The 21,085-nt window shown below is 63.5% G+C and carries 15 protein-coding genes; 11 read left to right on the forward strand and 4 right to left on the reverse strand.

All coding sequences use genetic code 11. The annotated features are described in order from the left end of the window. Positions 1 to 188: 188 nt before the first annotated feature. The 5 genes from WLQ66_RS18595 to WLQ66_RS18615 all read left to right on the forward strand — a co-directional run bounded on the left by WLQ66_RS18595 (position 189) and on the right by WLQ66_RS18615 (position 8,253). On the forward strand, positions 189 to 1,382 hold the full coding sequence (locus tag WLQ66_RS18595; protein ID WP_340547833.1) for a helix-turn-helix transcriptional regulator: 1,194 nt from the start codon (positions 189 to 191) through the stop codon (positions 1,380 to 1,382). Next, complete coding sequence (locus WLQ66_RS18600; RefSeq protein WP_340547834.1) at positions 1,379 to 2,194, forward strand: hypothetical protein; 816 nt, start codon at positions 1,379 to 1,381, stop codon at positions 2,192 to 2,194. The genes WLQ66_RS18595 and WLQ66_RS18600 overlap by 4 nt, the downstream gene beginning before the upstream one ends. A 405-nt stretch (positions 2,195 to 2,599) precedes the next feature. Continuing rightward, positions 2,600 to 4,924 carry a calcium-binding protein gene (locus tag WLQ66_RS18605; RefSeq protein ID WP_340547835.1) on the forward strand — a complete coding sequence of 775 codons (2,325 nt, stop codon included), beginning with the start codon at positions 2,600 to 2,602 and terminating at the stop codon, positions 4,922 to 4,924. A gap of 162 nt (positions 4,925 to 5,086) precedes the next feature. Next, a complete protein-coding gene (locus WLQ66_RS18610; protein ID WP_340547836.1) occupies positions 5,087 to 6,853 on the forward strand; it encodes a type I secretion system permease/ATPase in 1,767 nt (588 codons plus the stop codon). Beyond that, complete coding sequence (locus tag WLQ66_RS18615) at positions 6,850 to 8,253, forward strand: HlyD family type I secretion periplasmic adaptor subunit (RefSeq protein ID WP_340547837.1); 1,404 nt, start codon at positions 6,850 to 6,852, stop codon at positions 8,251 to 8,253. Before WLQ66_RS18610 ends, WLQ66_RS18615 begins: the two co-directional genes overlap by 4 nt. 242 nt (positions 8,254 to 8,495) lie before the next feature. Here WLQ66_RS18615 and WLQ66_RS18620 read toward each other — a convergent pair whose 3' ends face one another. Next, a complete protein-coding gene (locus tag WLQ66_RS18620; RefSeq protein WP_340547838.1) occupies positions 8,496 to 9,512 on the reverse strand; it encodes a replication initiator protein A in 1,017 nt (338 codons plus the stop codon). A gap of 497 nt (positions 9,513 to 10,009) precedes the next feature. Here WLQ66_RS18620 and WLQ66_RS18625 point away from each other — a divergent pair, with 497 nt between their 5' ends. Both WLQ66_RS18625 and WLQ66_RS18630 read left to right on the forward strand, forming a co-directional pair. Further along, positions 10,010 to 11,425, forward strand: a complete 1,416-nt coding sequence (locus WLQ66_RS18625) for an AAA family ATPase (protein WP_340547839.1) — start codon at positions 10,010 to 10,012, stop codon at positions 11,423 to 11,425. Between the two features lie 101 nt (positions 11,426 to 11,526). Then, a complete protein-coding gene (locus WLQ66_RS18630) occupies positions 11,527 to 12,654 on the forward strand; it encodes a ParB/RepB/Spo0J family partition protein (RefSeq protein WP_340547840.1) in 1,128 nt (375 codons plus the stop codon). An 82-nt stretch (positions 12,655 to 12,736) separates the two neighbouring features. Here the strand turns inward: WLQ66_RS18630 and WLQ66_RS18635 are convergent, their stop codons facing one another. Continuing rightward, entirely contained in the window at positions 12,737 to 14,041 is a 1,305-nt protein-coding gene (locus tag WLQ66_RS18635) for a UDP-glucose dehydrogenase family protein (RefSeq protein WP_260107657.1), read from the reverse strand. A gap of 334 nt (positions 14,042 to 14,375) precedes the next feature. Then, positions 14,376 to 15,386 (reverse strand): NAD-dependent epimerase/dehydratase family protein, encoded by a 1,011-nt coding sequence (locus tag WLQ66_RS18640; RefSeq protein WP_340547841.1) that lies wholly within the window; start codon positions 15,384 to 15,386, stop codon positions 14,376 to 14,378. Positions 15,387 to 15,540: 154 nt separating this feature from the next. On the opposite strand from WLQ66_RS18640, the gene WLQ66_RS18645 reads away from it, so the two are divergent. Then, a complete protein-coding gene (locus WLQ66_RS18645) occupies positions 15,541 to 16,581 on the forward strand; it encodes a glycosyltransferase (RefSeq protein WP_340547842.1) in 1,041 nt (346 codons plus the stop codon). 12 nt (positions 16,582 to 16,593) lie between these two features. On the opposite strand, the gene WLQ66_RS18650 is transcribed toward WLQ66_RS18645, so the two are convergent. Then, positions 16,594 to 17,502 (reverse strand): ABC transporter permease, encoded by a 909-nt coding sequence (locus WLQ66_RS18650; RefSeq protein WP_340547843.1) that lies wholly within the window; start codon positions 17,500 to 17,502, stop codon positions 16,594 to 16,596. Positions 17,503 to 17,618: 116 nt separating this feature from the next. On the opposite strand from WLQ66_RS18650, the gene WLQ66_RS18655 reads away from it, so the two are divergent. From WLQ66_RS18655 to glf, 3 genes are all read left to right on the forward strand, one after another. Continuing rightward, positions 17,619 to 19,043: a KpsE/RkpR family capsule polysaccharide export protein gene (locus tag WLQ66_RS18655; protein ID WP_340547844.1), complete on the forward strand. Its 1,425-nt coding sequence runs from the start codon at positions 17,619 to 17,621 to the stop codon at positions 19,041 to 19,043. 17 nt (positions 19,044 to 19,060) lie between these two features. After that, the gene (locus WLQ66_RS18660) at positions 19,061 to 19,717 is read left to right on the forward strand and encodes an ABC transporter ATP-binding protein (RefSeq protein ID WP_340547845.1); all 657 of its coding nucleotides are present in this window, start codon (positions 19,061 to 19,063) and stop codon (positions 19,715 to 19,717) included. A gap of 159 nt (positions 19,718 to 19,876) precedes the next feature. After that, positions 19,877 to 21,040: a UDP-galactopyranose mutase gene (gene glf, locus WLQ66_RS18665; protein WP_340547846.1), complete on the forward strand. Its 1,164-nt coding sequence runs from the start codon at positions 19,877 to 19,879 to the stop codon at positions 21,038 to 21,040. Positions 21,041 to 21,085 lie beyond the last annotated feature (45 nt).

Below are 21,085 nucleotides of genomic sequence, written 5' to 3' on the forward strand. Positions count from 1 at the left end.
CCTGCGTCACAACACCAGATATTGATTAAAACTCAACCCTCTGTGGGTTCGCCCGTTGGTTGATCGCAAGGACAGCCCAAACCAACAGCGAATCGTCACATCCGAAGGGGTACGCCCTCTGCACAATTTGACGGCACCGGCGATATGCTAGGCTGGGACATATTCGTTTTGATATGCCGGGGGGCAATATGAATGTGTTCGGGGGCGCCGTGATCCACACGGGCGAGATCGCTTTTGCGCGATCGTTTCAAAGACAAGTTTCATCCATCACCACCACCGCCATTGCCGAGATCGACTGCACCGGGCCTGCCCGTCTGCTGGTGACCACATGTCTTGTGACCAGCGGCGACGGGGCCAGCAGCGACGGGGCCAGCGGTGCCGGATCCGCATCACGATCCGCAGCCGGGTCGCGGCCGAAACCGCCCAGGGAGGATCTTCGCTCCCTGCTGCGCAGCGGGCCGCTGTTCCATTGCACCCAGCTGCATGATCCGCAGAGCCATCCCAACGCCTGGCCCGACTGGCTGGATCCCGCTGCCCTGCGTGCGGATGGCTCTGGCCACAGGTCTGGCCGCTGGGTGGTGTTTGCCTGCCGTTTTGCCGATGGCAGCGAAGACCGGGTCGCGCTGCATCTGGAAGGCAGCCAGCATGACAGCCATTGCGCCGATATCCTGCCTGCCATCTGGCCGCTCACCCGCGAGGATGCGCTGCGCGAAATGCTCGCCGGCACACCGGCGCCGGAGCTGGCCCTGGAGGCCTCCGAAACCTCCGAAGCGATGCTCTGGACAATTTCCACCAAAAGCGACAGCGCGGTTCTGGTGCTGGACAGCTCGGGCCGGCTGCTGGATTGCAATGGGGCCGGCTGCGACATGCTGGCGGCAGGCAATCTGCTGTGCAACAGCGACGGCGTGCTGCGCTGTGCCAACAGCCGGGAAACCCGGGCGTTTTACGCAGCCGTGCAGGAATGCGCGCGCACCCCGACCCAAGCAGCCGCCGGATCCCATGTGCCCGGCGGCGGGGCCAGCCAGGAGCTGATCCTGTTTCTGCAGGATGCCAGCTCGGGAATGCGGCTGCCGGTCTCGCTGACCTGCTATCTCTGTGCCGACACCCGGCGCGCGCTGGTGGTGGCGATCCTGCCGCGCCAGCCCGATCAGCAGCGGATCGAGATGCTGGCGCAGAAAATGGGGCTGTCGCCCTGCGAGGCCCGGGTTGCGGCGCTGATCCAGCTGGGGCTGTCCAACCGCGAGGCTGCGCATATTGCGGGCATCAAGGAACAGACCTTCAACACCTATGCCAAGCGGGTGATGTCCAAGCTTGAGGTGGCCGGGCGCACGGAAATGGCGCAGCGGCTGACCTGGCAGGCCTCTCTGGGGAGAGCGTCATGAACAAGGTAACCCATGAAAGCCTCACCCAGGGGCCACCCGCACCGGTCGCGCCAACCGCGGCCTCGATCGGCGCCGCAGCCCTGGCCGCCCAGGACCGCCGCGCGGCAGACCCCACCACAGGATCGACCACGGATGCGACCAGAAACACTGGCAAGGCCAAGTCGGCAGCCGGATCAGAAACCGCAGCCGAGCCGGCATCAGATATCGAGATGGAGAGCACCACGGATCAGACCACGCAGAACACCGACAAGCCGCGCCCCGACGGGGAGCCGGCCCATGCAGAAGCCACATCGGAGGCCGCCGCCCACAGGCTCGCCCCGGCGGATCTGGACCAGCTGGCCGCCCATCTGCGCGGCGGCCCCCAGCCTCTGGCCGGGCGCGGCGATCTCATCGAGCTGCACAAGCGGATCACGGCGATGTTCGCCACCCTCAACGACGGGCTGGGTGAGATCTACACCCGGAAGGCCGAGGCGGATCGCAAGGCGCTGAGCGCGCGCATCGACACGCTGGAGGAGGCGGTGAACCGGATGGAAGGGGCGCTGCGGATCGAGCTGGAGCCGGTGCTGCGCAACAGTTTTGCCAGGGTGCTGGCCGACAGCTCCGCCCACCGCCGCAGCCTGCGGCAGCGGCTGGCACGCGGGCTTGGCCAGGGCGGATATCTTGCGCTGATCCTGGCGCTCGGGCTGGCGGCGGGCACGCTCTATCACAGCCGGATTTCCGCCGCTGCCGGCACGGCCTGGAGCGAGGCGCAGATCCATTGGGCCAGCCTTGTCCGTTTTGTTGAAACCACCAGAGAAGATCCGGGCCAATAAGCAGGGAGACGGCCTGGCGATATCTGCAAATAATAGACTCTAACAAAGGATAAAGAGTCTTTCTCTTTCGGGGGTGCGACATCCCTCCGGGCCGGACTGCTGTCCCAAATCCCCGGCCCGGAAAAGATGCGTCGGACGGCTTTGGTGCCTGTCCCACATATCTCGCAGAAGAGCCCGCCGGGCATCTGATGCCGCACCCCCGGAAATCGACAATTTGAGGAAAATTTGTCCCCATTTGGGGGCATCCACCCCACCCGATTTGCGATGCAATCACCATCAGAGACCCAAGCGGTCTTTTGGTACTGGTCAGGTCCCACACCCAATTTCCCCTGGCCAGATTTCTAAAGGGGGTCGCGTCGGGGGGCGCATCACACTCCCGGTATATTAATTAGGAGGATGTTTAAGATGGGTAGACCAGACGAAGGCTCACCATGGGAAGAGTGTAATCCAGACTGCGAGATCATCTTTGACGAGGACAATAAATTCAGTCCCAATTACAATGATGGCACCACGGAACGTGGCGGTCGCGATGGCAATGTCATCAATCTGAACGACCATGATGCCGGCGACAACGCCGCAGCTGGCGGCGGCAATGATGCGGTCTATGGCAACGAGCGCAACAACCGGCTCGATGGTCAGTCCGGCCAGGACTATATCGAAGGCCGCGGCGGCAATGACGCCATCAATGGTGATGGTGGCAATGATACCCTTTACGGGGGCAATGGCACCAACGCGACCCGCGACGGCAACGACTGGATCGATGGCGGCGATGGCTGCGATTACATCGATGGCGAAAACGGCAATGACTCGCTGCTGGGCGGCAAGGATCAGGATACGGTCTTTGGCGGCAATGGCGACGACCAGATCTTTGGGGATGAAGGCGGCAAGGGCGATGGCTCCGGCGACGCCGGCGATTACCTCTATGGGGATCTGGGCGACGACTGCATGGACGGCGAAGGCGGCGACGACTGCATGTGGGGTGACCGCGGCGGCCGCGCTGGCGAATCCATCTATGACGGCGACGACACCATGTATGGCCGCGGCGGCAATGACCGGATGAACGGTCAGGGCGGCGACGACCGTATGGCCGGTGGTCTGGGCGACGACCTGGTGATTGGCGGCTCCGGCGATGACGAGATGTTCGGCGACGAACGTCAGTCCCAGGGCGACGATCTCGACTTTGGCTCTGACAGCGGTCCGGTTGGCAAAGGCCCCAATGAAGACGGCAATGACTGCATGCTAGGTGGCGATGGCCATGACACCATGGATGGTCAGGGTGGCATGGACACCATGTTCGGCGAAACCGGCGACGATCTGATGCAGGGCGGCCGCGGCCGTGACCTGATGGATGGTGGCGAAGGCCGTGACGACGTCAATGGCGATGCCGGCAAGGACACTCTCCGCGGCGGCAGCAACAATGACGTGCTCGAAGGTGGTGCCCAGGGCGATTTGATCTTTGGTGACCATGCCCGGGTCAAGGGCTATGGCGACATCGATTGGGATTGCTGCGACGACGACCCCAAAACATCGGTCGAGGCCTCAGCGCATACCAGCGATGAAACCGATCTGCGTCCCGTCGACTGCCCGGACTGCTACACACCGCAGGACGGTGGCGATGCCGGCAATGACCGCATCCGCGGTGGCTCCGGCCATGACACCATGTTCGGCGAAGAGGGCAATGACGTCATCATCGGCGGCCGTGGTTTCGACCTCGGATATGGGGGTATCGGCCGGGATCGTCTTTATGGCAACCAGGGCAATGACACCCTCTATGGCAACGAAGGCGACGACTGCGTCCACGGCAATGTCGGCGACGACGTGCTGTTCGGCAACTCCGGCAACGACACCGTCAAAGGCGGCGATGGCGATGACCTGATCTACGGCAACAATCAGGCCGATACGCTCTATGGTGATGCCGGCAATGACACTATGTATGGCGGTCATGGCAATGACCTGATGCATGGCGGCACCGGCAATGACGTCATGAGCGGCGGCGACGGCGAAGACACCGTCAACGGCGATGATGGCGACGATCTGCTGATGGGTGACAACCGTGCCGACGAACTGAACGGCGGCGACGGCGATGACGTCCTTCTGGGCGGCAACGGTGGCGATGACCTGAACGGCGACAATGGCAACGACTGCCTCTATGGCGAAGTTGGCAATGACGATCTGGACGGTGGCCGTGGCCATGACTTCCTGGATGGCGGTGAAGGCAATGACACCCTCTACGGCGGCGACGGCAACTTCAACGACTACCTGAAAGGTGGCGCGGGAGATGACGATCTGACCGGTGGCAACGGCAAGGATGTCTTCATCATCGACCTGACCTGGGACGGGGCTTCCTTCAGCTCCGGCGATGGCATCGACTGCATCAATGACTTTGACATTGATGAGGACCACGATGTGCTGGCCTTCCGCGTCACCAATATCGACGCTGGTGCAGGCACCTCGTCAGAGGCGGCCTTTGGCGCCCTGAATGGCGTGGCCAGTGTTTCGGATGATGGCACCGACACCACCATTTCTGTTGGTGGCGCCACCGTGGTCATCAAGGGTCTGACCAATGCCAATGGCTACACCTCCCTGGGACAGGACGCCCTGCCCTCTGGCGGTGTTGGCATCAATGCGGTCGGCACCGGCGACGCCGGCAGCTACGAGCCGATCCGGGTCGTGGCCAGCGATGACGGCTTTGATGACAGCTATGACAACATCTGGGGTCATACGCTCTGAGCCATAAGGAATGATCCTCCCGGGTGGCGGCCGCCACCCGGGGGGGTCTAGCCCTGGTTCAGGACAGCGATTTGGTCCCCGGCCAAGGATTGCCACCTTGGACCAGGGCGCTGATCTGCCAGCTTCAGAAACTTCACATCGTGCAACCGGGGGGTCACGGGTATGAAGACGAAACGGGTCTTTGACGGACAGCGGGGTGTTATCACCTCAATTTTTGTAGCGAGTATCTTTGTTAACCTGCTTGTCCTGACAGCGCCGCTGTACATGTTGCAACTGTTTGCCCGGGTCATGGCTTCGGGCAGCATGCCAACCTTGATTGCTTTGACCACCGGCGCGGCAATCGCGCTGGTGTTCTTCTTTCTCTTTGATGTCATTCGCCAGCGCCTCGTCGCCCGCCTCGGCTCGCGGCTGGAGGCCCGGCTGAGCCCGGTTGTCCTGCAAGGGATGATCAGCGGCAACCTGCCCGCGCCTCTGCGCACGGCGGAACCGATCCGCGACATTCAGGATCTGCGCGGCTTTGTCACCAGCCCGGTGTTCATTGCGCTCCTGGACGCGCCCTGGTCGCTGCTGTTCATCGGGCTGATCTTTCTGTTCAGCCCGGTCCTGGGGCTGGTCTCGGTGGTGGGTCTGCTGATCCTGCTGGGGCTTGGCGTGCTGAGCGAGGTCTTTGCCCGCGCGCCCGGCAAGACCTCCGAGGAGGCCGCCCGCGAAACCAATGCCGCGGTTGAGGAGATGATGGTCAATGCCGAGATCATCCACGCCATGGGCAAGACCTCTGCCCAGATCGGCCGCTGGCGGGGGCGCGCCTTTACCGCCATTCTCTTTGGCACATTGGTCACCGACCGGGTGGCGCTGATGACCTCGCTGGCCAAGGCCACCCGCATGGGTCTGCAGATCGCCGTGCTTGGCGTGGGCGTGGTGCTGGTGATCAACAACCAGCTGACGCCGGGGCTGATGATTGCCTCCTCGATCCTGCTGGGCCGGGCCGCCGCCCCGGTGGAGCAATCCATCGCCGGCTGGCGTGCCCTGCTCAAGGCCCGCAGCGCCATGGAACGGCTGAACCTCCTGCTGGCCCATGCCGAAGACACCAGCGACCGGATGGAACTGCCCGACCCCACCGGGCGGCTGTCGGTGGAAAATGCCACCGTGGTGCTGCCGGGGCGGCAGGATCCGCTGCTTCTCGACATCACCCTGTCGCTGCAACCGGGCCATGCGCTGGGGCTGATCGGCCCGTCGGGCGCGGGCAAGACCACATTGGCGCGGGCGCTGGTGGGGCTGCAACCGCTGGTGCGGGGCCATGTGCGCATCGATGATGCCGCCCTCACCGATTGGGACCCCGAACAGATCGGCCGCCATATCGGCTTTCTGCCGCAGCAGGTGGAATTGTTCCGCGGCACCGTGGCCGAGAATATCGCCATGATGGATCCGACATCGAAACCCTCCGATGTGGTGGCCGCCGCCAAACTGGCCCGCGTGCATGAGCTGATCCTGGCCCTGCCCGGCGGCTATAACGCCGAAGTCGGCCCGCGCGGCGGGTTCCTCTCCGCAGGGCAGCGACAGCGGATTGGTCTGGCCCGCGCCTTCTTTGGCGATCGCAAGCTGATCGTGCTGGATGAGCCCAATGCCAATCTCGACCCCGAAGGCGAAGAGGCCCTGGCCGCCGCCATCGAGGAGGTCTGCACCCGTGGTGCCATCGTGGTGGTGGTGACGCATCGGCTCAACCTGTTGCGGCGGGTCAGCCATGCCGCCCTGATACAGGAAGGGCGGATTGCCCGCTTTGGCGAGGCCCGTCAGATCATCGAAGCCGCCGCCCAGCCGATGAGCCGGGCCCAGAGCGATCCCAAGGTGACCAATCTCGCACCGCGCCGGGCGGCGGCCCGGACGGACACCGATGCAGAGGCCAGCGCCGCAGAAGGAGCCCAGTCATGAGCCGCAGCAACAGCCGGGAGCTGGCCCCGCGCGCCGCCAGCGAGATTGAAATAAACCGGGGCTTTCAGGACCTGATGCCCGATGGCTTCACCCTGCCCCGCACCCCGCCAACCCGCGTGCGCCAATTGGTGCTGTGGATGCTGGTCTGCGGCTTTGGCCTGTTTGGCGGTTTGGTGTTCTGGGCGACCAGGGCCGAGCTGACCAGCGCCGTGGTCGCCCCCGGGGAATTCACCGTGGATGGCGACCGGCTCAGCGTGCAGCATCTGGAGGGCGGCATCGTCCGCGAGATCAATGTGACCGAGGGCGATATGGTTGCCGAGGGCGATGTGATCGCGGTGCTGGACGGGCGCCGGATGCGCGCCAACCGCGCCATCCTGACCAGCCAGATGGCCAGTCTTCTGGCCCAGCAGGCGCGGCTTCAGGCGGAGCTGGCCCAGGCTGATCAGATCGAGATCCCGGCCGAGCTGGACCAGCTGATTGCCGAGGATCCAGAGCTGGTCTCGCTGTTTGAGGTGCAGCGCGATGTCTTCGCCAGCAACCGCGCCTTGTATGAAGGTCAGGTGCAGATCCTGCGCGACCGGATTGCCCAGCTGGGCAAACAGCTCATCGGGCGGCAGGCGCGGCTGACCGCGGTCGAGGATCAGCTGACCCTGATCAGGGGCGAGGTCGCCGATCTGCACAAGCTCTATGAAAAAGGCCTGGTTCCCAAGACCCGGCTCAGCGACCGGCTGTTGCAGGAAACCGGGCTGATGGGCACGTTTGGCGCGCTGGAAAGCGACAGCGAAAACCTTCAGGAGCGTGTCGCCGAAACCGAGGAGCGCATTCTGCAGGTGCACCGCGACACGGTGAACCGGATCTCCAGCGAAACCCAGCTGGTGCAGGAGCGTATTCTGGACCTGCGCCAGCGGCTGGATGCGGCGGAGGATGTGATCGAACGCCAGACCATCCGCGCGCCGCAGGCCGGCCGGGTGGTGGAGCTCTCCATCAATACGCTGGGCCAGGTGCTGAACCCGGGCCAGAATGTGCTGGAGCTGGTGCCCTCGGGCAGCGATCTGATTGTCGTGACCCGCGTCTCGCCCACCGATATCGACGAGGTGGTGACCGGTGGCCGGGCCCGCGTGCAGCTCACCGCCTATAGTTTCCGCTCCACCCCGCCGGTCCGGGGCGAGGTGGTGATGGTGGCGGCTGACAGCATTGCCGATCTCAACAGCGGCATTCCCTATTACCGCGTTCACATCCGCATTCCGCCCGAAGAGCTGGCGGCGCTGCCCAACGTCAAGACCCTGCCCGGCATGCCGGCCCAGGCGATGATCGAAACCGGGCGGCAGACCTTGGCGGATTACCTGCTCAGCCCGGTGCTGCGCAGCATGTCGAACGCGTTGAGAGAGGGGAATGGCTGATCAGGGATGCGCGGCCGGTAAGACGTCTGGCGTTTCATACCTGGGGGGGACCTGATCAGACTTCCTTTCGCCCGTCCGGCCTCTGGCCGGGCGGGTCTTTATCTGGGCAGACCGCCGGCAGGCACCGCCGTGCAAATTAGGTCCGGTTCGGCCCAAATGTTTCGCACGCGAAACATTTAGACAATAATGCTGACCTATTTTAAAAAGCAAACCCGTCTCTGACACGGGGCTTTTCCCCTGCCCTATTCCGTGGCGCGTTTCTTCACCCAGCCCAGAAAGGCCGCATCGGGGCGGCGCAGCCGCGGCGCGCCGGAACGCACCCACATTTCGCGCCAGTCGGCCTCCAGCGCATAGACGTCAATGCCGGGGATCAGGCTGCGGGCCTGTTCCAGCGCGCGCGCACTCAGCACCGGCGGGCGCTGGCTGTTGTCCAGCACCGCATGTTTCTGGGAAAAGCGGATCAGATCCCCCGGCAACTCTTCCATCGCGTAATCCGGCAGCGGCTGGGCGGTGATCATGTCGCGCAGCATCTTGCGGAACACCCGGCGCGGGCTGGCGGAGCCGGATTTCTTCAACAGCGTCTCCACCGAGATCTGCCAGCTGTCCTGGCGGCCGCAATGTTTGCGCGCCAGCTCATAGATGCGCCGCTCCAGCGGTTTGCGGAGACGGAAGTAATCGCGGCTGAGGGTCAGCACCGATTTCGACAGCACCGCGCGATAGATCCATTCGCTGAGCGTCACCACCACATTGACCATCCGCCCGCCGCGCGCCTTGCGCACGATCTCCCAGCTCTCGATCAGGCCAAAGCCGCTGGTGACCTCCTGACCGCCGGTGACGATATTGGTGGTGATGCGGGTACCCGCCAGCCGCTCGAACGCCTCGCGCAGGCGGCGATAGGCATCGCCCGAGGTCTCGCGGTTGGTCGCCACCAGCAGATCATGGGCGGTGAGATGCAGCGTGCGGCTGACCTGCCGGCCGGCATTCACCGCCGCCATCAGCTGGCTGATGCAGAAGATCAGGATGTCCTTGTCATGGATCGTCGCCAGCCCTTTGACCGAGGGCACCACGGTGATCTCCGCACCATTATGTTCATAGTTCAGGATGCGCCGGTCCGGTCTTGTGCCGAGCGAGAACAGCGGATGCTCCATCGAGGCGAGATCGTTTTTCGGAATCGCATCGAAGATATCGCAGAGAAAGAAATCCCCCCCCTGCGCCGCGCTGCCCCCTGCGGTCATCTGGCCCGAAATCTGGCCTGCCATATTGCTGTCCCGTCTGCTCTGCCCGCCCCCCGCTTATCCGGGCCTTATGGCCTCTTTCGGGGTGACTCGCGTCTTCGTGGTTTTGATTACGCCCACCCTAAAGTTATCCACACCACTTCTCAACGGGGGTTCGGAGTCACCGGTTCGGGGGTTCAGAGTCAGTCTTTCGGGGTTTCGGAATCGCAGCAGCCCGAAAATCGGCTCCAAACGCCAATGAAAAAAGGGCTTTGCCGCCACTGGTGTTGCGCCTTAACTTATATATAACTCAATTATAACAGGTAGAAAAAATCGACAGGGCAGAAATTGCCCCGGTCCCGCCCCGGATCCCGCCGGTTTCTTATGCCGCAACCCCCGGATTTGCTTAGAAAATTCAAAACAGATGCGCATATATCTTTCATGTGCGCTGTTTTATGCTATCATCTCCAAAAGGTCGCACATCAAACAGGGAGCCCTATAGGATCCCTGCACCGGCGGACCCAGGCAGAGGCGTGAGAGCAATGGCACGAGACATCCAGAAGAAAGATCCAGGCCGCAATGCGGCCGGGCTGCCCCCCTATTTCAACATCGACCCCGACGCCGCCCTGGGCGATCTGGAGGCCCCCACCAGCACCGGCGGCTTTGCCGATATCGCCGAGGCCTGCGCGCGCGGCCGGGCCGATCTCTCCAGCCGGGGCATGAACGAAGAGGGCCGCAAGGAGCTGCGCCTGTTCTCCACCTGGGAGATCACCCGCTATCTGATCCCGGTCGCCCAGGCCCATTTCCGCCGGGTGCTGAAGGCCAACCCAGATCTGCCGCAGGGCCGCTCCGAGACCGAAGGTGGCGCCAAATGGTTCACCCTCGACGAGGTGCTGCGCCTGCGCGCGCATTTTGCCGCGCAGGGCTCCAAGGCGAAGGATTACCAGCCCTACCGCCCCGAAGGGCTGCCCGCCAAAATGGTCGCTGTCGCCAACTTCAAGGGCGGCGTCGGCAAGACCTCCACAGCGGCCCATCTGGCGATGTCGGCGGCGCTGGATGGCTACAAGGTGCTGGTGATCGATCTTGATAGCCAGGGTTCGATGACCTCGATCTTTGGTGGCCGCGTGGAGGATGAATGGCAGACCGCCTTTCCGCTCTTGGCGCGCCATTACGGCGATCACCTGCGCCTGGAAAACCAGCGCCGTCTGGATCGCGGCGATGCGCCCCAGCCGCTGGACGACAGCCTGTCGGCGGCGATGGGCATGACGGCAGCGGATGTGATCCAGCCCACCCATTGGCCCAATATCGATCTGATCGGCGCGCAGCTGAACCTCTACTGGGCGGAGTTCCAGATCCCGGTCTGGCGGATGGCCGCGCGCAGCTGGAAGCTCTGGGATGCGCTCACCGAGCGGCTGGAGGCCGACGGGGTGCTGGAGCAATACGACGTGATCTTCATCGACACGCCGCCGGCGCTTGGCTATCTCACCATCAACGGGCTGTCGGCGGCGGATATCCTTCTGGTGCCGATGGGCGCGTCGTTTCTGGAATTCGACAGTACGGGGCGGTTCTTCGATATGCTGCATTCCACCTTCGCCTCCATCGAGGAGGGCGAGAACCTGGCGGCGCGCGCGCTGGGGCGGCCGGAGATTGCCTTTGAATGGGATGCGGTGCGCACGGTGATCACCCGCTATGACGGCGCCCAGCAGGGCGAGCTGGCGGCCTTGATGCAGGCCTATCTGGGGCCCACCCTGTCGCCGCACCGGCAGGATTACACCGCGCTGATCGGTCAGGCCGGCGAGCAGGTCAATGGCATCTACGAGGCCGATTACCGCGATTTCAACCGCGAGACCTACGCAAGGGGGCGCGAGACCTTTGACGCCACCTATGCGGCCTTCAAGCGGCTCCTGCTGGCGGTCTGGCGCCGGGATGAGTTGCAGATGCAGCGCGCGGCGCAGTAACGGGCTAAAAACGCAAAGCGCCTCATACTGCGACCCTGCACCCCCCAAAGGGCAAACAGGGCGTGCAGGGATCAGAACAGGCGCAGGAAGAGGACAGGCAGATGGCAAAACGCAAACGGCTTTCACCGGCACAGCCGACCTATCTCAGCACGGCACCTGAGAACAAATCCGCCCTCGGCGGCCCCGGTTCGCTGTCAGCGCCGCCGATTGCGCAGGTCGCCTCCGAAGCCGCCACAGAGGGCGCGCTGCAGGAGCTGACAGCGGTGCTGGAGACCGCCCGCGCCAAGGGGCTGATGATCGAGGAGATCGCGCTTGGCGCCATCGACGAGACCCATCTGGTGCGCGACCGGCTGGAGCAGGACGAGGAAGAGATGGGGGCGCTGGTCGGATCCCTGCGCGCCCGTGGCCAGCAGACCCCGATCGAGGTGGTCGCCCTGGGCGCGCAGGCCCCGGCGGGCAAGACCCATGGTCTGATCTCCGGCTGGCGCCGTCTGACCGCGATGCGCAGGCTATATGCCGAGAGCAATGATCCTGCCTTTGCCACCATCAAGGCGCTGGTGATCCAGCCCGACGGGGCCGAGGGCGCCTATGTGGCGATGGTCGAGGAAAACGAAATCCGGGTGAACCTCTCCCATTATGAACGCGCCCGCATTGCGGTGCGGGCGCTGCGCGAAGGGGTCTACAGCAGCCAGAAATACGCGCTGCAATCGCTCTTTGCCAATGCCACCCGCGCCAAACGCTCCAAGATCGGCAGCTTTGTCACCCTGGTCGAGGCGCTGGATGAGGAGCTGCTGTTTCCCACCGCCATCCGCGAGAAACTTGGATTGGGGCTGGCGCGGGCCTTTGTGCAGGATCCGGGCTTTGCCGATGCGGTGGTCGCGGCCCTGCGCGCCACCGCCCGCCCCACAGCAGAGGCGGAACAGGCGCTGCTGAGCCAGCTGCTTGAGGCCCATGAGGGGAGTGAGATCGCGCCGACAGATCCGCCGGAGGCGACCCCTGCCCCGGTTCCGTCCTCTGCCCCGGGTTCCTCTCCGGGTCCTTCTCCGGTGCCACGGGTGCGCAGCCTGGATCCGGCGGACAGCATCGGCGCACATGAGCGGGTGAGCGTGCAGGCCGCCGCTGGCGTGCGGCTGGGATTCACCCCCGGCCAGCAGCGGATCGAACTCACCGGGACAGCGGTGGACAGCACCCTGATGGAGGATCTGAAGGCCTGGCTGCGCACCCGCTGAACAGAGTCTGAGGATGATGTGAAAAGACCCTGATACAGCTGTATCAGGGTCTTTTTGTGTTTGGGGTGATGACCGGGTGGGTTTAGCGGCCCACCCCGATATAGGTCTCGAACCCGGCGCGTTTGGCGGCTTTGGCGGTGTAGATATTGCGCAGATCCACCATCCGGGGCTGCGCCATCTTGCGCCCCAGCGCCTTCAGGTCGAGGGCGCGGAATTCATTCCATTCCGTCAGCAGCACCACCAGATCCGCATTGCGCACGGCCTTGTAGGGATCGTCTTCCCATTTGACACCGGGCAGCAGATCGCGGCCTTCGGCCTCGCCCTGCGGGTCCACCACCCGCACCTTGGCGCCGCCGCCGATCAGGGCCGGCACGATGGTGAGGCTGGGGGCCTCGCGCATGTCATCGGTGTTGGGTTTGAAGGTGACGCCAAGCACCGCGATGGTCTTGCCGTTGAAACTGCCGTCACAGGCATCGCGCAGCTTCTCCAGCATCCGCGCCTTGACCTCCTGATTGACCCGCATCACCGTTTCGGTGATCTGCATCGGATAGGCGTGGTCCTGCCCGATGCGCGCCAGCGCGGCGGTGTCCTTCGGGAAACACGACCCGCCATAGCCGGGACCGGCATGCAGAAACTTATTGCCGATGCGCCCGTCCAGCCCGATGCCACGGGCGACCTCCTTTACATCGGCGCCCACCCGTTCACAGAGGCCTGCGATTTCATTCATGAAGGTGATCTTGGTCGCGAGAAACGCATTGGCGGCATATTTGATCATCTCGGCGCTTTCGAGATCGGTGGTGAGGATCGGGAAATCGCGCAAATATAATGGCCGGTAGATCTCGGCCATGACCTCGGCGGCGCGGTCGTTCTGCACGCCGACAACCACCCGGTCGGGGCGCATGAAATCATCAATCGCCGCCCCTTCGCGCAGGAATTCCGGATTGGAGGCGACGTCAAATTCCGCCGCCGGATTGGCTTTGGCAATCACCTGTTTCACCTGCCGGTTGGTGCCCAGGGGCACGGTCGATTTGGTGACCACCACGGTATAGCCCTGAAGGGCGGCGGCGATCTCCTCGCTGGCGGCCATCACATAGGTGAGATCGGCATGGCCATCGCCGCGCCGCGTGGGCGTGCCGACGGCGATGAACACCGCTTCGGCCTCGGCCACGGCGGCGGCCAGATCATCGGTAAAGGACAGCCGGCCCGCAGCCACATTGCGCGCCATCAGATCCTCCAGCCCCGGCTCGTAGATCGGCACCTCGCCGGCCTGCAGCCGCGCAATCTTGGCCGCATCCTTGTCGACACAGATCACATCATGGCCAAAGTCGGAAAAACAGACGCCGGAGACCAATCCGACATATCCGGTGCCAATCATTGCAATGCGCATGGGGGCGGTCCTTTGCTGTTGCCTCATATCCTCCGCTTGCAGGGGCGGAGTGTTGGGGATCAGACATATACGGGCGCGCGGGAAGCGGGAACCGGAATTTTGGTCAGGACTCAGGCTGATCAGGGTGCGGAAGTGGCCCAATGGGGCGGGGAGTGAAATAGGTCCGGTTCGGACCAAATGTTTCGCACGCGAAACATTTGGTCAATCATACTGACCTAATTTAGGGAGAAGTCCTGATCCCGATTTCACAGAAATCGGGAGGCCTGCGGCGCGAGTATTTGGGGAAAGGTGACAGGTCAGAAGCGCATGTCGCGCCAGATCAACCCTGCCCGGATCAGCCTTGGGTGCCGCTGTAATACTCCCGGTACCAGGCCACAAACCGCGCGACGCCTTCTGCGACGCTGACCTGCGGTTCATATCCGGTGAGCTGGCTCAGCAATGTGGTATCGGCCCAGGTGGCAGGCACATCGCCGGGCTGCATGTCCATCAGGTTTTTGCGGGCCGTGATCCCCAGCGCGGTTTCCAGCGCCGCGATATACTCCATCAGCGGCGTGGGTCTGGAGGCGCCGATATTGACCACCCGGAAGGGGGCGACAGGGCTGAGATTGTCCTGTTCCGAGACCGGCTGATCCCCCGGCACCGCGTCGATCAGCCCGGTGATGCCCGCAACCAGATCGTCGATATAGGTGAAATCCCGGCTCATCCTGCCGTGATTGTAGACGTCGATCGCCTCACCGGCCTCTATCGCCCTGGTGAATTTGAACAGCGCCATATCGGGCCGGCCCCAGGGCCCATAGACGGTGAAAAACCTGAACATCGTGGTCGGCAGCCCGTAGAGATGGGCATAGGAATGCGCCATTGTCTCGCCGGCCTTCTTGGTGGCGGCATAAAAGGACATCTGATGATCCGCCTGCTGGCGCTCATCAAAGGGCATCTGCGTGTTGGCACCATAGGCCGAGGAGGTGGAGGCGATCAGCATATGGGCGGGCGGATGGGCGCGGGCGGCCTCCAGCAGTTCAAAGGTGCCGATCAGATTGGCCTCAAGATAATCGCGCGGCGCATCGATGGAATGGCGCACCCCGGCCTGGGCGGCGAGATGGATCACCACATCCGGTTTATGGGTGGCAAACAGCCCCATCAGGCGGCCGGGATCTTCCAGCTTGCCAATGATTGGCGTGAAGCCCGCGTAGTCCGCCAGCCGCGCATGGCGGCGTTTCTTCAGGGTGACGTCGTAATAGGGCGAGAGGCAATCCAGCCCAATGACATGCCAGCCTGCGGCGAGCAGCCGGTCTGCAAGGTGATAGCCGATAAAGCCGGCCGATCCGGTGATAAGAGCGGTTTTCATGCCCCTTAGGTGGCGGCTTGGGCGCGGGGTGTCAAATGCTTCCTGTGGCGCGGGAAAGCGACCTGTGACCGGCAGGTGAATTGACAGCACGGTCTATTTATGAGCTTTGCGCCCTGAACCAGATCCGCCGCCGCCCACAGGAGCCTTTGCCACCGTGACTGAACCCCTGATCCCCGAACCCGCGCATCAGGCTGCGGCCGCCGCTGGTGCTACCGCTGGTGCCGGACGTCTGGTGGCGGTGGTGGTCACCTATAATCGGCTTGCGAAACTCAAGGTGACATTGGCGCGGCTGCTGGAGAGCCCGGGCGCGGAGCTGGCCGCCCTGGTGGTGGTGGACAATGCCTCTGATGATGGCACCGGCGACTGGCTGGCGACCTGGGGCGCGGATCATTCGCGGGTTGATGTGGTGACCAGTGCCACCAATCAGGGCGGGGCCGGGGGCTTTGCCCTGGGGATGCAGCGCGCGATGGAGGCCCATACACCAGACTGGCTGGTGGTGATGGATGATGACGGCCGCCCGGAACCCGGCGGGCTGGCGGCGTTTCACGCCATGGGGCAGAGCGGTGAGCTGGCCCATTGGGACGCGGTGGCGGCGGCGGTCTATTTCCCAAGCGGCGAGATCTGCGAGATGAACCGCCCCTCGCGCAATCCGTTCTGGAGCCTGGGGCATTTCCTGTCCACCGCGCGCAAAGGGCGCGATGGGTTCCATATTCCGCGCAGCGCCTATGACGGCGGGCTGAGCGCGATTGATGTGACGTCTTTTGTGGGGTTTTTCATCTCGGCGGCGGCGGTGCGGCGGGTGGGCTACCCGGATCCGGACCTGTTCATCTATGGTGATGATGCGCTTTATACGCTGGGGCTCAGTGCGGCGGGCGGGCGCATCTGCTTTGCCGCGGATGTGCGGTTCGAGCATGATTTCTCCACCTTCAGCAATGGCGACAGCGGCCAGCGCTTTCGCCCGCTGTGGAAGGTCTATTACCACCACCGCAATCTGCTGCTGCTTTATCGGCAGGCGGCGGGCTGGCTGTTCTGGCCGGTGCTGCTGCTGATCCTGCCGAAATGGATCCTGAAAGTGCGTCATCACCCCGGCGTGCGCCGCGCCTATCTGCGGCTCACCTGGCTGGCGGTGCGCGACGGGCTGCTGCGGCGTCTGGGGCGCCGCCATGCCGCGGTGCTGGCAGAGGCTCGCGAATAAATAAGGCGCAGATCAGCGGTTCAGGATCACCCGGTGATAGCGGCGCATCAGGGTCAGGCCCAGGGCGGTCAGTGTCATACCGATCAGCAGCACATAGGCATGGCTGACGTAATCGGCATTATAGGTGGGATAAAATCCGGTGCGCATCAGCCCGATGATATGCAGAAGCGGATTATACCACAGAATGTCCTGTGCCACCGGCGGCAGGTCCTCGTAGATATAGATCACGCCGGAGGCCAGGAACAGCGGCCGGGTGATGATCGACCAGGCCACATCCCACAGGGGGAACAGCCCCATCAGCACCGCATTCATGCAGCCGACCCCCAGCCCGAGGATCATGGCGAGGGCGATGGCTTCGACCAGGGGGGGCAGGTCGATGGCGGTGCGGCTGTCGATCACCGCGAGGATACCGGTCATCAGCAGGGTGGTGATGACAATGCTGGTCAGGCTGTTCAGCACAAACCGTGCCAGGATCGCATCCAGCCAGGTGACAGCGGGGTATCGCAGCAGGGGGCGGGAATAGGCAAGCGCCCGCGCAACGGTGCCGGAGAGAGTCTGATACAGGTTAAATGGCAGGAATCCGGTTGCGTAAAACAGCAGGAAACTGGTGCCGAGCGACGGCGTGCGGATCACCAGCGAGAAGCCCAGCGACAGGAACAGGATCGCGGCCAGGGGCTCCAGGATCCCCCAGAGATAGCCACCGGGGGTGCGCCCGTAGCGGGTCGACATCTCGCGCAGCACCAGCGCGGCCACGGTGCGCAGCGTCGCCATGCTGCGGCGGTGGCGGCGATGCGGATTGGCGGCGGGGCTGGTGGGGATCTGGGCCGGCGTCTGGGCGGGAGCCTGTGCCGTAACCTGTGTCTTTGGCGGGCTTAACGGACGGGGCTGAGCCGGGGGCGCAGAAGAAGACAGGCTGGCCATGAACACCCCATGAATACCCATTGTGAAACGCGGATCGCGAACGGTATTATGAGAGAAACAAAAGACAATGACAAACGGCTTGGGGCAGGGTGCTTTTGGGCCGGGACAGGTTGATCATGACACAGACGCCCCCGTCGGCCCTGGCCGGACGCCCCGCCTCAGAAGAGGCGACATCAGAGGAGGCGGCTGCGGCAGATACCGCAGCAAGCACAGCAACCGGTACACCCGCTGCCTCTCCTGCTGCCACAGCATCGGCCCCGGATGCGGCAGAGGCCGCAGCCCCTGTCCAGCGGGTGCCGGATCCGGTCAAACAGCTGAAACGGGTACGGCGCAAGGCGCGCAAGGCCGAGGCCGCCGTGGCCGAGCTGGAGGCGCGTATCGCCGAGGCCGAGCAGCGCCCGGCCTATCCGCTGGCACGGCCTGCCAGCATGAAAAAACGCCACTGGGGGCTGGTGATCAGCTTTGTGGCCTTGGTGCTGGCGCCGCTCCTGGCGGTGATGATCTATCTCTGGACCTTTGCCGAGGATCAATATGCCTCCACCGCAGGCTTTACCGTGCGCAGCCAGGAAAGCAGCGGCGCCAATGATCTTCTGGGCGGGCTGGCGCAATTTACCGGCAACAGCAGCGCCTCGGACAGCGACATCCTCTATGAATTCATCCAGAGCCAGGAAATGGTGGCCGCGGTCGATGCGGCGGTGGACCTGCAGGGGCATTACAGTGCGCTCTGGCCGCGCGACTGGGCCTTTGCGCTCTGGCCGGAGGCGACGATCGAGGATCTGACCTGGTACTGGCAGCGCATTGTCGGGATCTCCTTTGACAGCGGCTCGGGGCTCATTGAGGTGCAGGCGCTGGCCTTTGACGCAGAAATTGCGCAGGCGATCACAAAAGCCATCGTCGCCGAGAGCCAGACCCGGATCAATGCGCTCAATGAACAGGCGCGCGCCGATGCGATGCGCTATGCCCGCGCCGATCTGGACGAGGCGCTGGAGCGGCTGAAGGCCGCGCGCCAGTTGCTGACCCAATTCCGCACCCGCACCCGGATCGTCGATCCCGAGGCCGATATCCAGGGCCGTATGGGGGTGATGAACAACCTTCAGCAGCAGCTGGCCGAGGCGCTGATCCAATATGATCTTCTGCGGGGCACGGTCAGCGAGGCGGATCCGCGGCTGACCAAGGCGCAGCAGCATATCGACGTCATTCGCGACCGCATCAATATCGAACGGCAGACCTTTACCTCTGACAATACCGACACCGGTGGTGTCGGTGAGGATTACCCGTCGCTGATTGCCGAATTCGAACGGCTGACGGTGGATCGCGAATATGCCGAGGAAAGCTACCGTGCCGCGCTGACGGCGCTGGAGGTGGCGCGCGATGATGCCGCCCGCCAGAGCCGCTATCTGGCGACCTATATCAACCCCACCCGTGCCACGGAGCCGGAATACCCGCGCCGCGCCGTGCTGGCGGCCCTGGCCGGGCTGTTCCTGCTGCTGACCTGGTCGATTCTGGCGCTGATCTATTATTCGATCCGCGACCGCAGCTGAGGCGAGAGGGCAGGGCAGTGATCCGGTTTGAAAATCTGACCAAGAGCTTCTGGCTCAAGGGGGAGCGGCGGGTTGTCATCGACAATCTGAACCTGACGCTGCCGACGGGCCGGTCGCTGGCGCTTCTGGGGCGCAACGGGGCGGGCAAATCCACCCTGCTGCAGCTGGTGGCGGGCACCATGCGCCCGGATCATGGCGAGATCATCTCCGATGGGTCGATCTCCTGGCCGGTGGGGCTGGCGGCGTCGTTTCATGGCGATCTGAGCGGGGCGGAGAACGTCCGTTTCATCGCCCGGATCTATGGGGTCGATACCGATGATCTGGTGGCATTTGTCGAGGATTTTGCCGAATTGGGCAAATTCTACCATATGCCGATGCGCAGCTATTCCTCGGGGATGCGGGCGCGGCTGACCTTTGGTGCGTCTATGGGGATCAAATTCGACACCTATCTGGTGGATGAGGTGACGGCGGTGGGCGATGCCGCCTTCAAGCGCAAGAGCCGCGATATCTTTACCGACCGGATGCGCCACTCCAGCGCCATTCTGGTCAATCATTCGATGCGCCAGCTGCGCCAGTTCTGCAATGCGGGGCTGGTTCTGGACAATGGTCGGCTGCGCTATTTCAGCGATCTGGATGAGGCCATTGCCGAGCATCACCGCCTGATGGCGGTCTGATGGCGGTCTGGCGGCGCTGCCCGATCTGCGGTTATGTCGTCGCAATATTCTGAAACAAAAGGGAAATGCGGCTCTTCGCCTGTGCGGAAACCGAACCTTGTGTGCCTCTGGATTGTTTGACAAAAAGGGCAGGGGACGCAAACAGGACGGGGTGCCGGGGTGAATATACTGATGGTGGGCGCAGGGCTTTCGGGCGCTGTGATCGGACGGCATCTGGCCGAGGCAGGCCACAGGATCACGGTCATGGACAGCCGCAGCCATATCGGCGGCAATTGCCATACCGAGCGCGACGCCGAGACCGGCGTCATGGTACATGTCTACGGGCCGCATATCTTTCACACCGATGACGGCGAGGTCTGGGACTATGTGAACCGTTTCGCGCGTTTCCTGCCCTATAAGAACCGGGTGAAGACCACCAGCCTGGACCCCGAGGGGCGGCGCGGCGTGTTCTCGCTGCCGGTGAACCTGCATACGATCAACCAGTTCTTCGGCAAGACCCTGCGCCCCGAAGAGGCGCATGATTTCATCACCGAAGAACAGGCCGATACCTCCATCATCGATCCGCAGACCTTTGAGGAACAGGCGCTGCGCTTTGTCGGGCGCGATCTTTATGAGGCGTTTTTCAAGGGCTATACGATCAAGCAATGGGGCGTGGCGCCAAGCGCGCTGCCGGCCTCGATCCTGAAGCGGCTGCCGGTGCGGTTCAACTACGACGACAATTACTTCTTCCACAGATATCAGGGCATGCCGGAGGACGGCTATACCGCGATGATCGCCAAAATCCTCGATCATCCGGGCATAACGGTCAAGTTAGAGACTGTTTTTGATCAGTCCCAGGCGGCAGATTTTGACCATGTGTTCTACTCCGGGCCGCTGGATGGGTATTTCGACTACCAGCTGGGGCGGCTTGGCTACCGGACGCTGGATTTCGAACGCTTCACCCATCAGGGCGATTATCAGGGCTGCGCGGTGATGAACTACGGCGAGGAAGAGGTGCCCTATACCCGCATCACCGAGCACAAGCATTTCGCCCCCTGGGAAAGCCACGACGGCTCGGTCTGCTACCGCGAATATTCCCGCGCCGCAGAGCCCGAGGACATCCCCTATTACCCGATCCGCCAGGTCGAGGAGAAGGCGCTGCTGGGCGATTATGTGGCGCTGGCGGAACAGGCCCAAGGGGTGACCTTTGTCGGCCGTCTGGGCACCTATCGCTATCTCGATATGGATGTGACCATCCGCGAGGCGCTGGACACCGCCCGCGGGTTCCTGGCGGCTGAGGCGCAGAACGCCCGGGTGCCTGCGTTCTTCGTGGCGCCGCTCTGAGCGGATCGGAGCGGATGTGACAGGCGGATGGGACAGGGCGGGCCG

The sequence above is a fragment of the Phaeobacter sp. A36a-5a genome (assembly GCF_037911135.1).
In the GTDB taxonomy this organism is placed as follows: Bacteria; Pseudomonadota; Alphaproteobacteria; order Rhodobacterales; family Rhodobacteraceae; genus Phaeobacter; species Phaeobacter bryozoorum.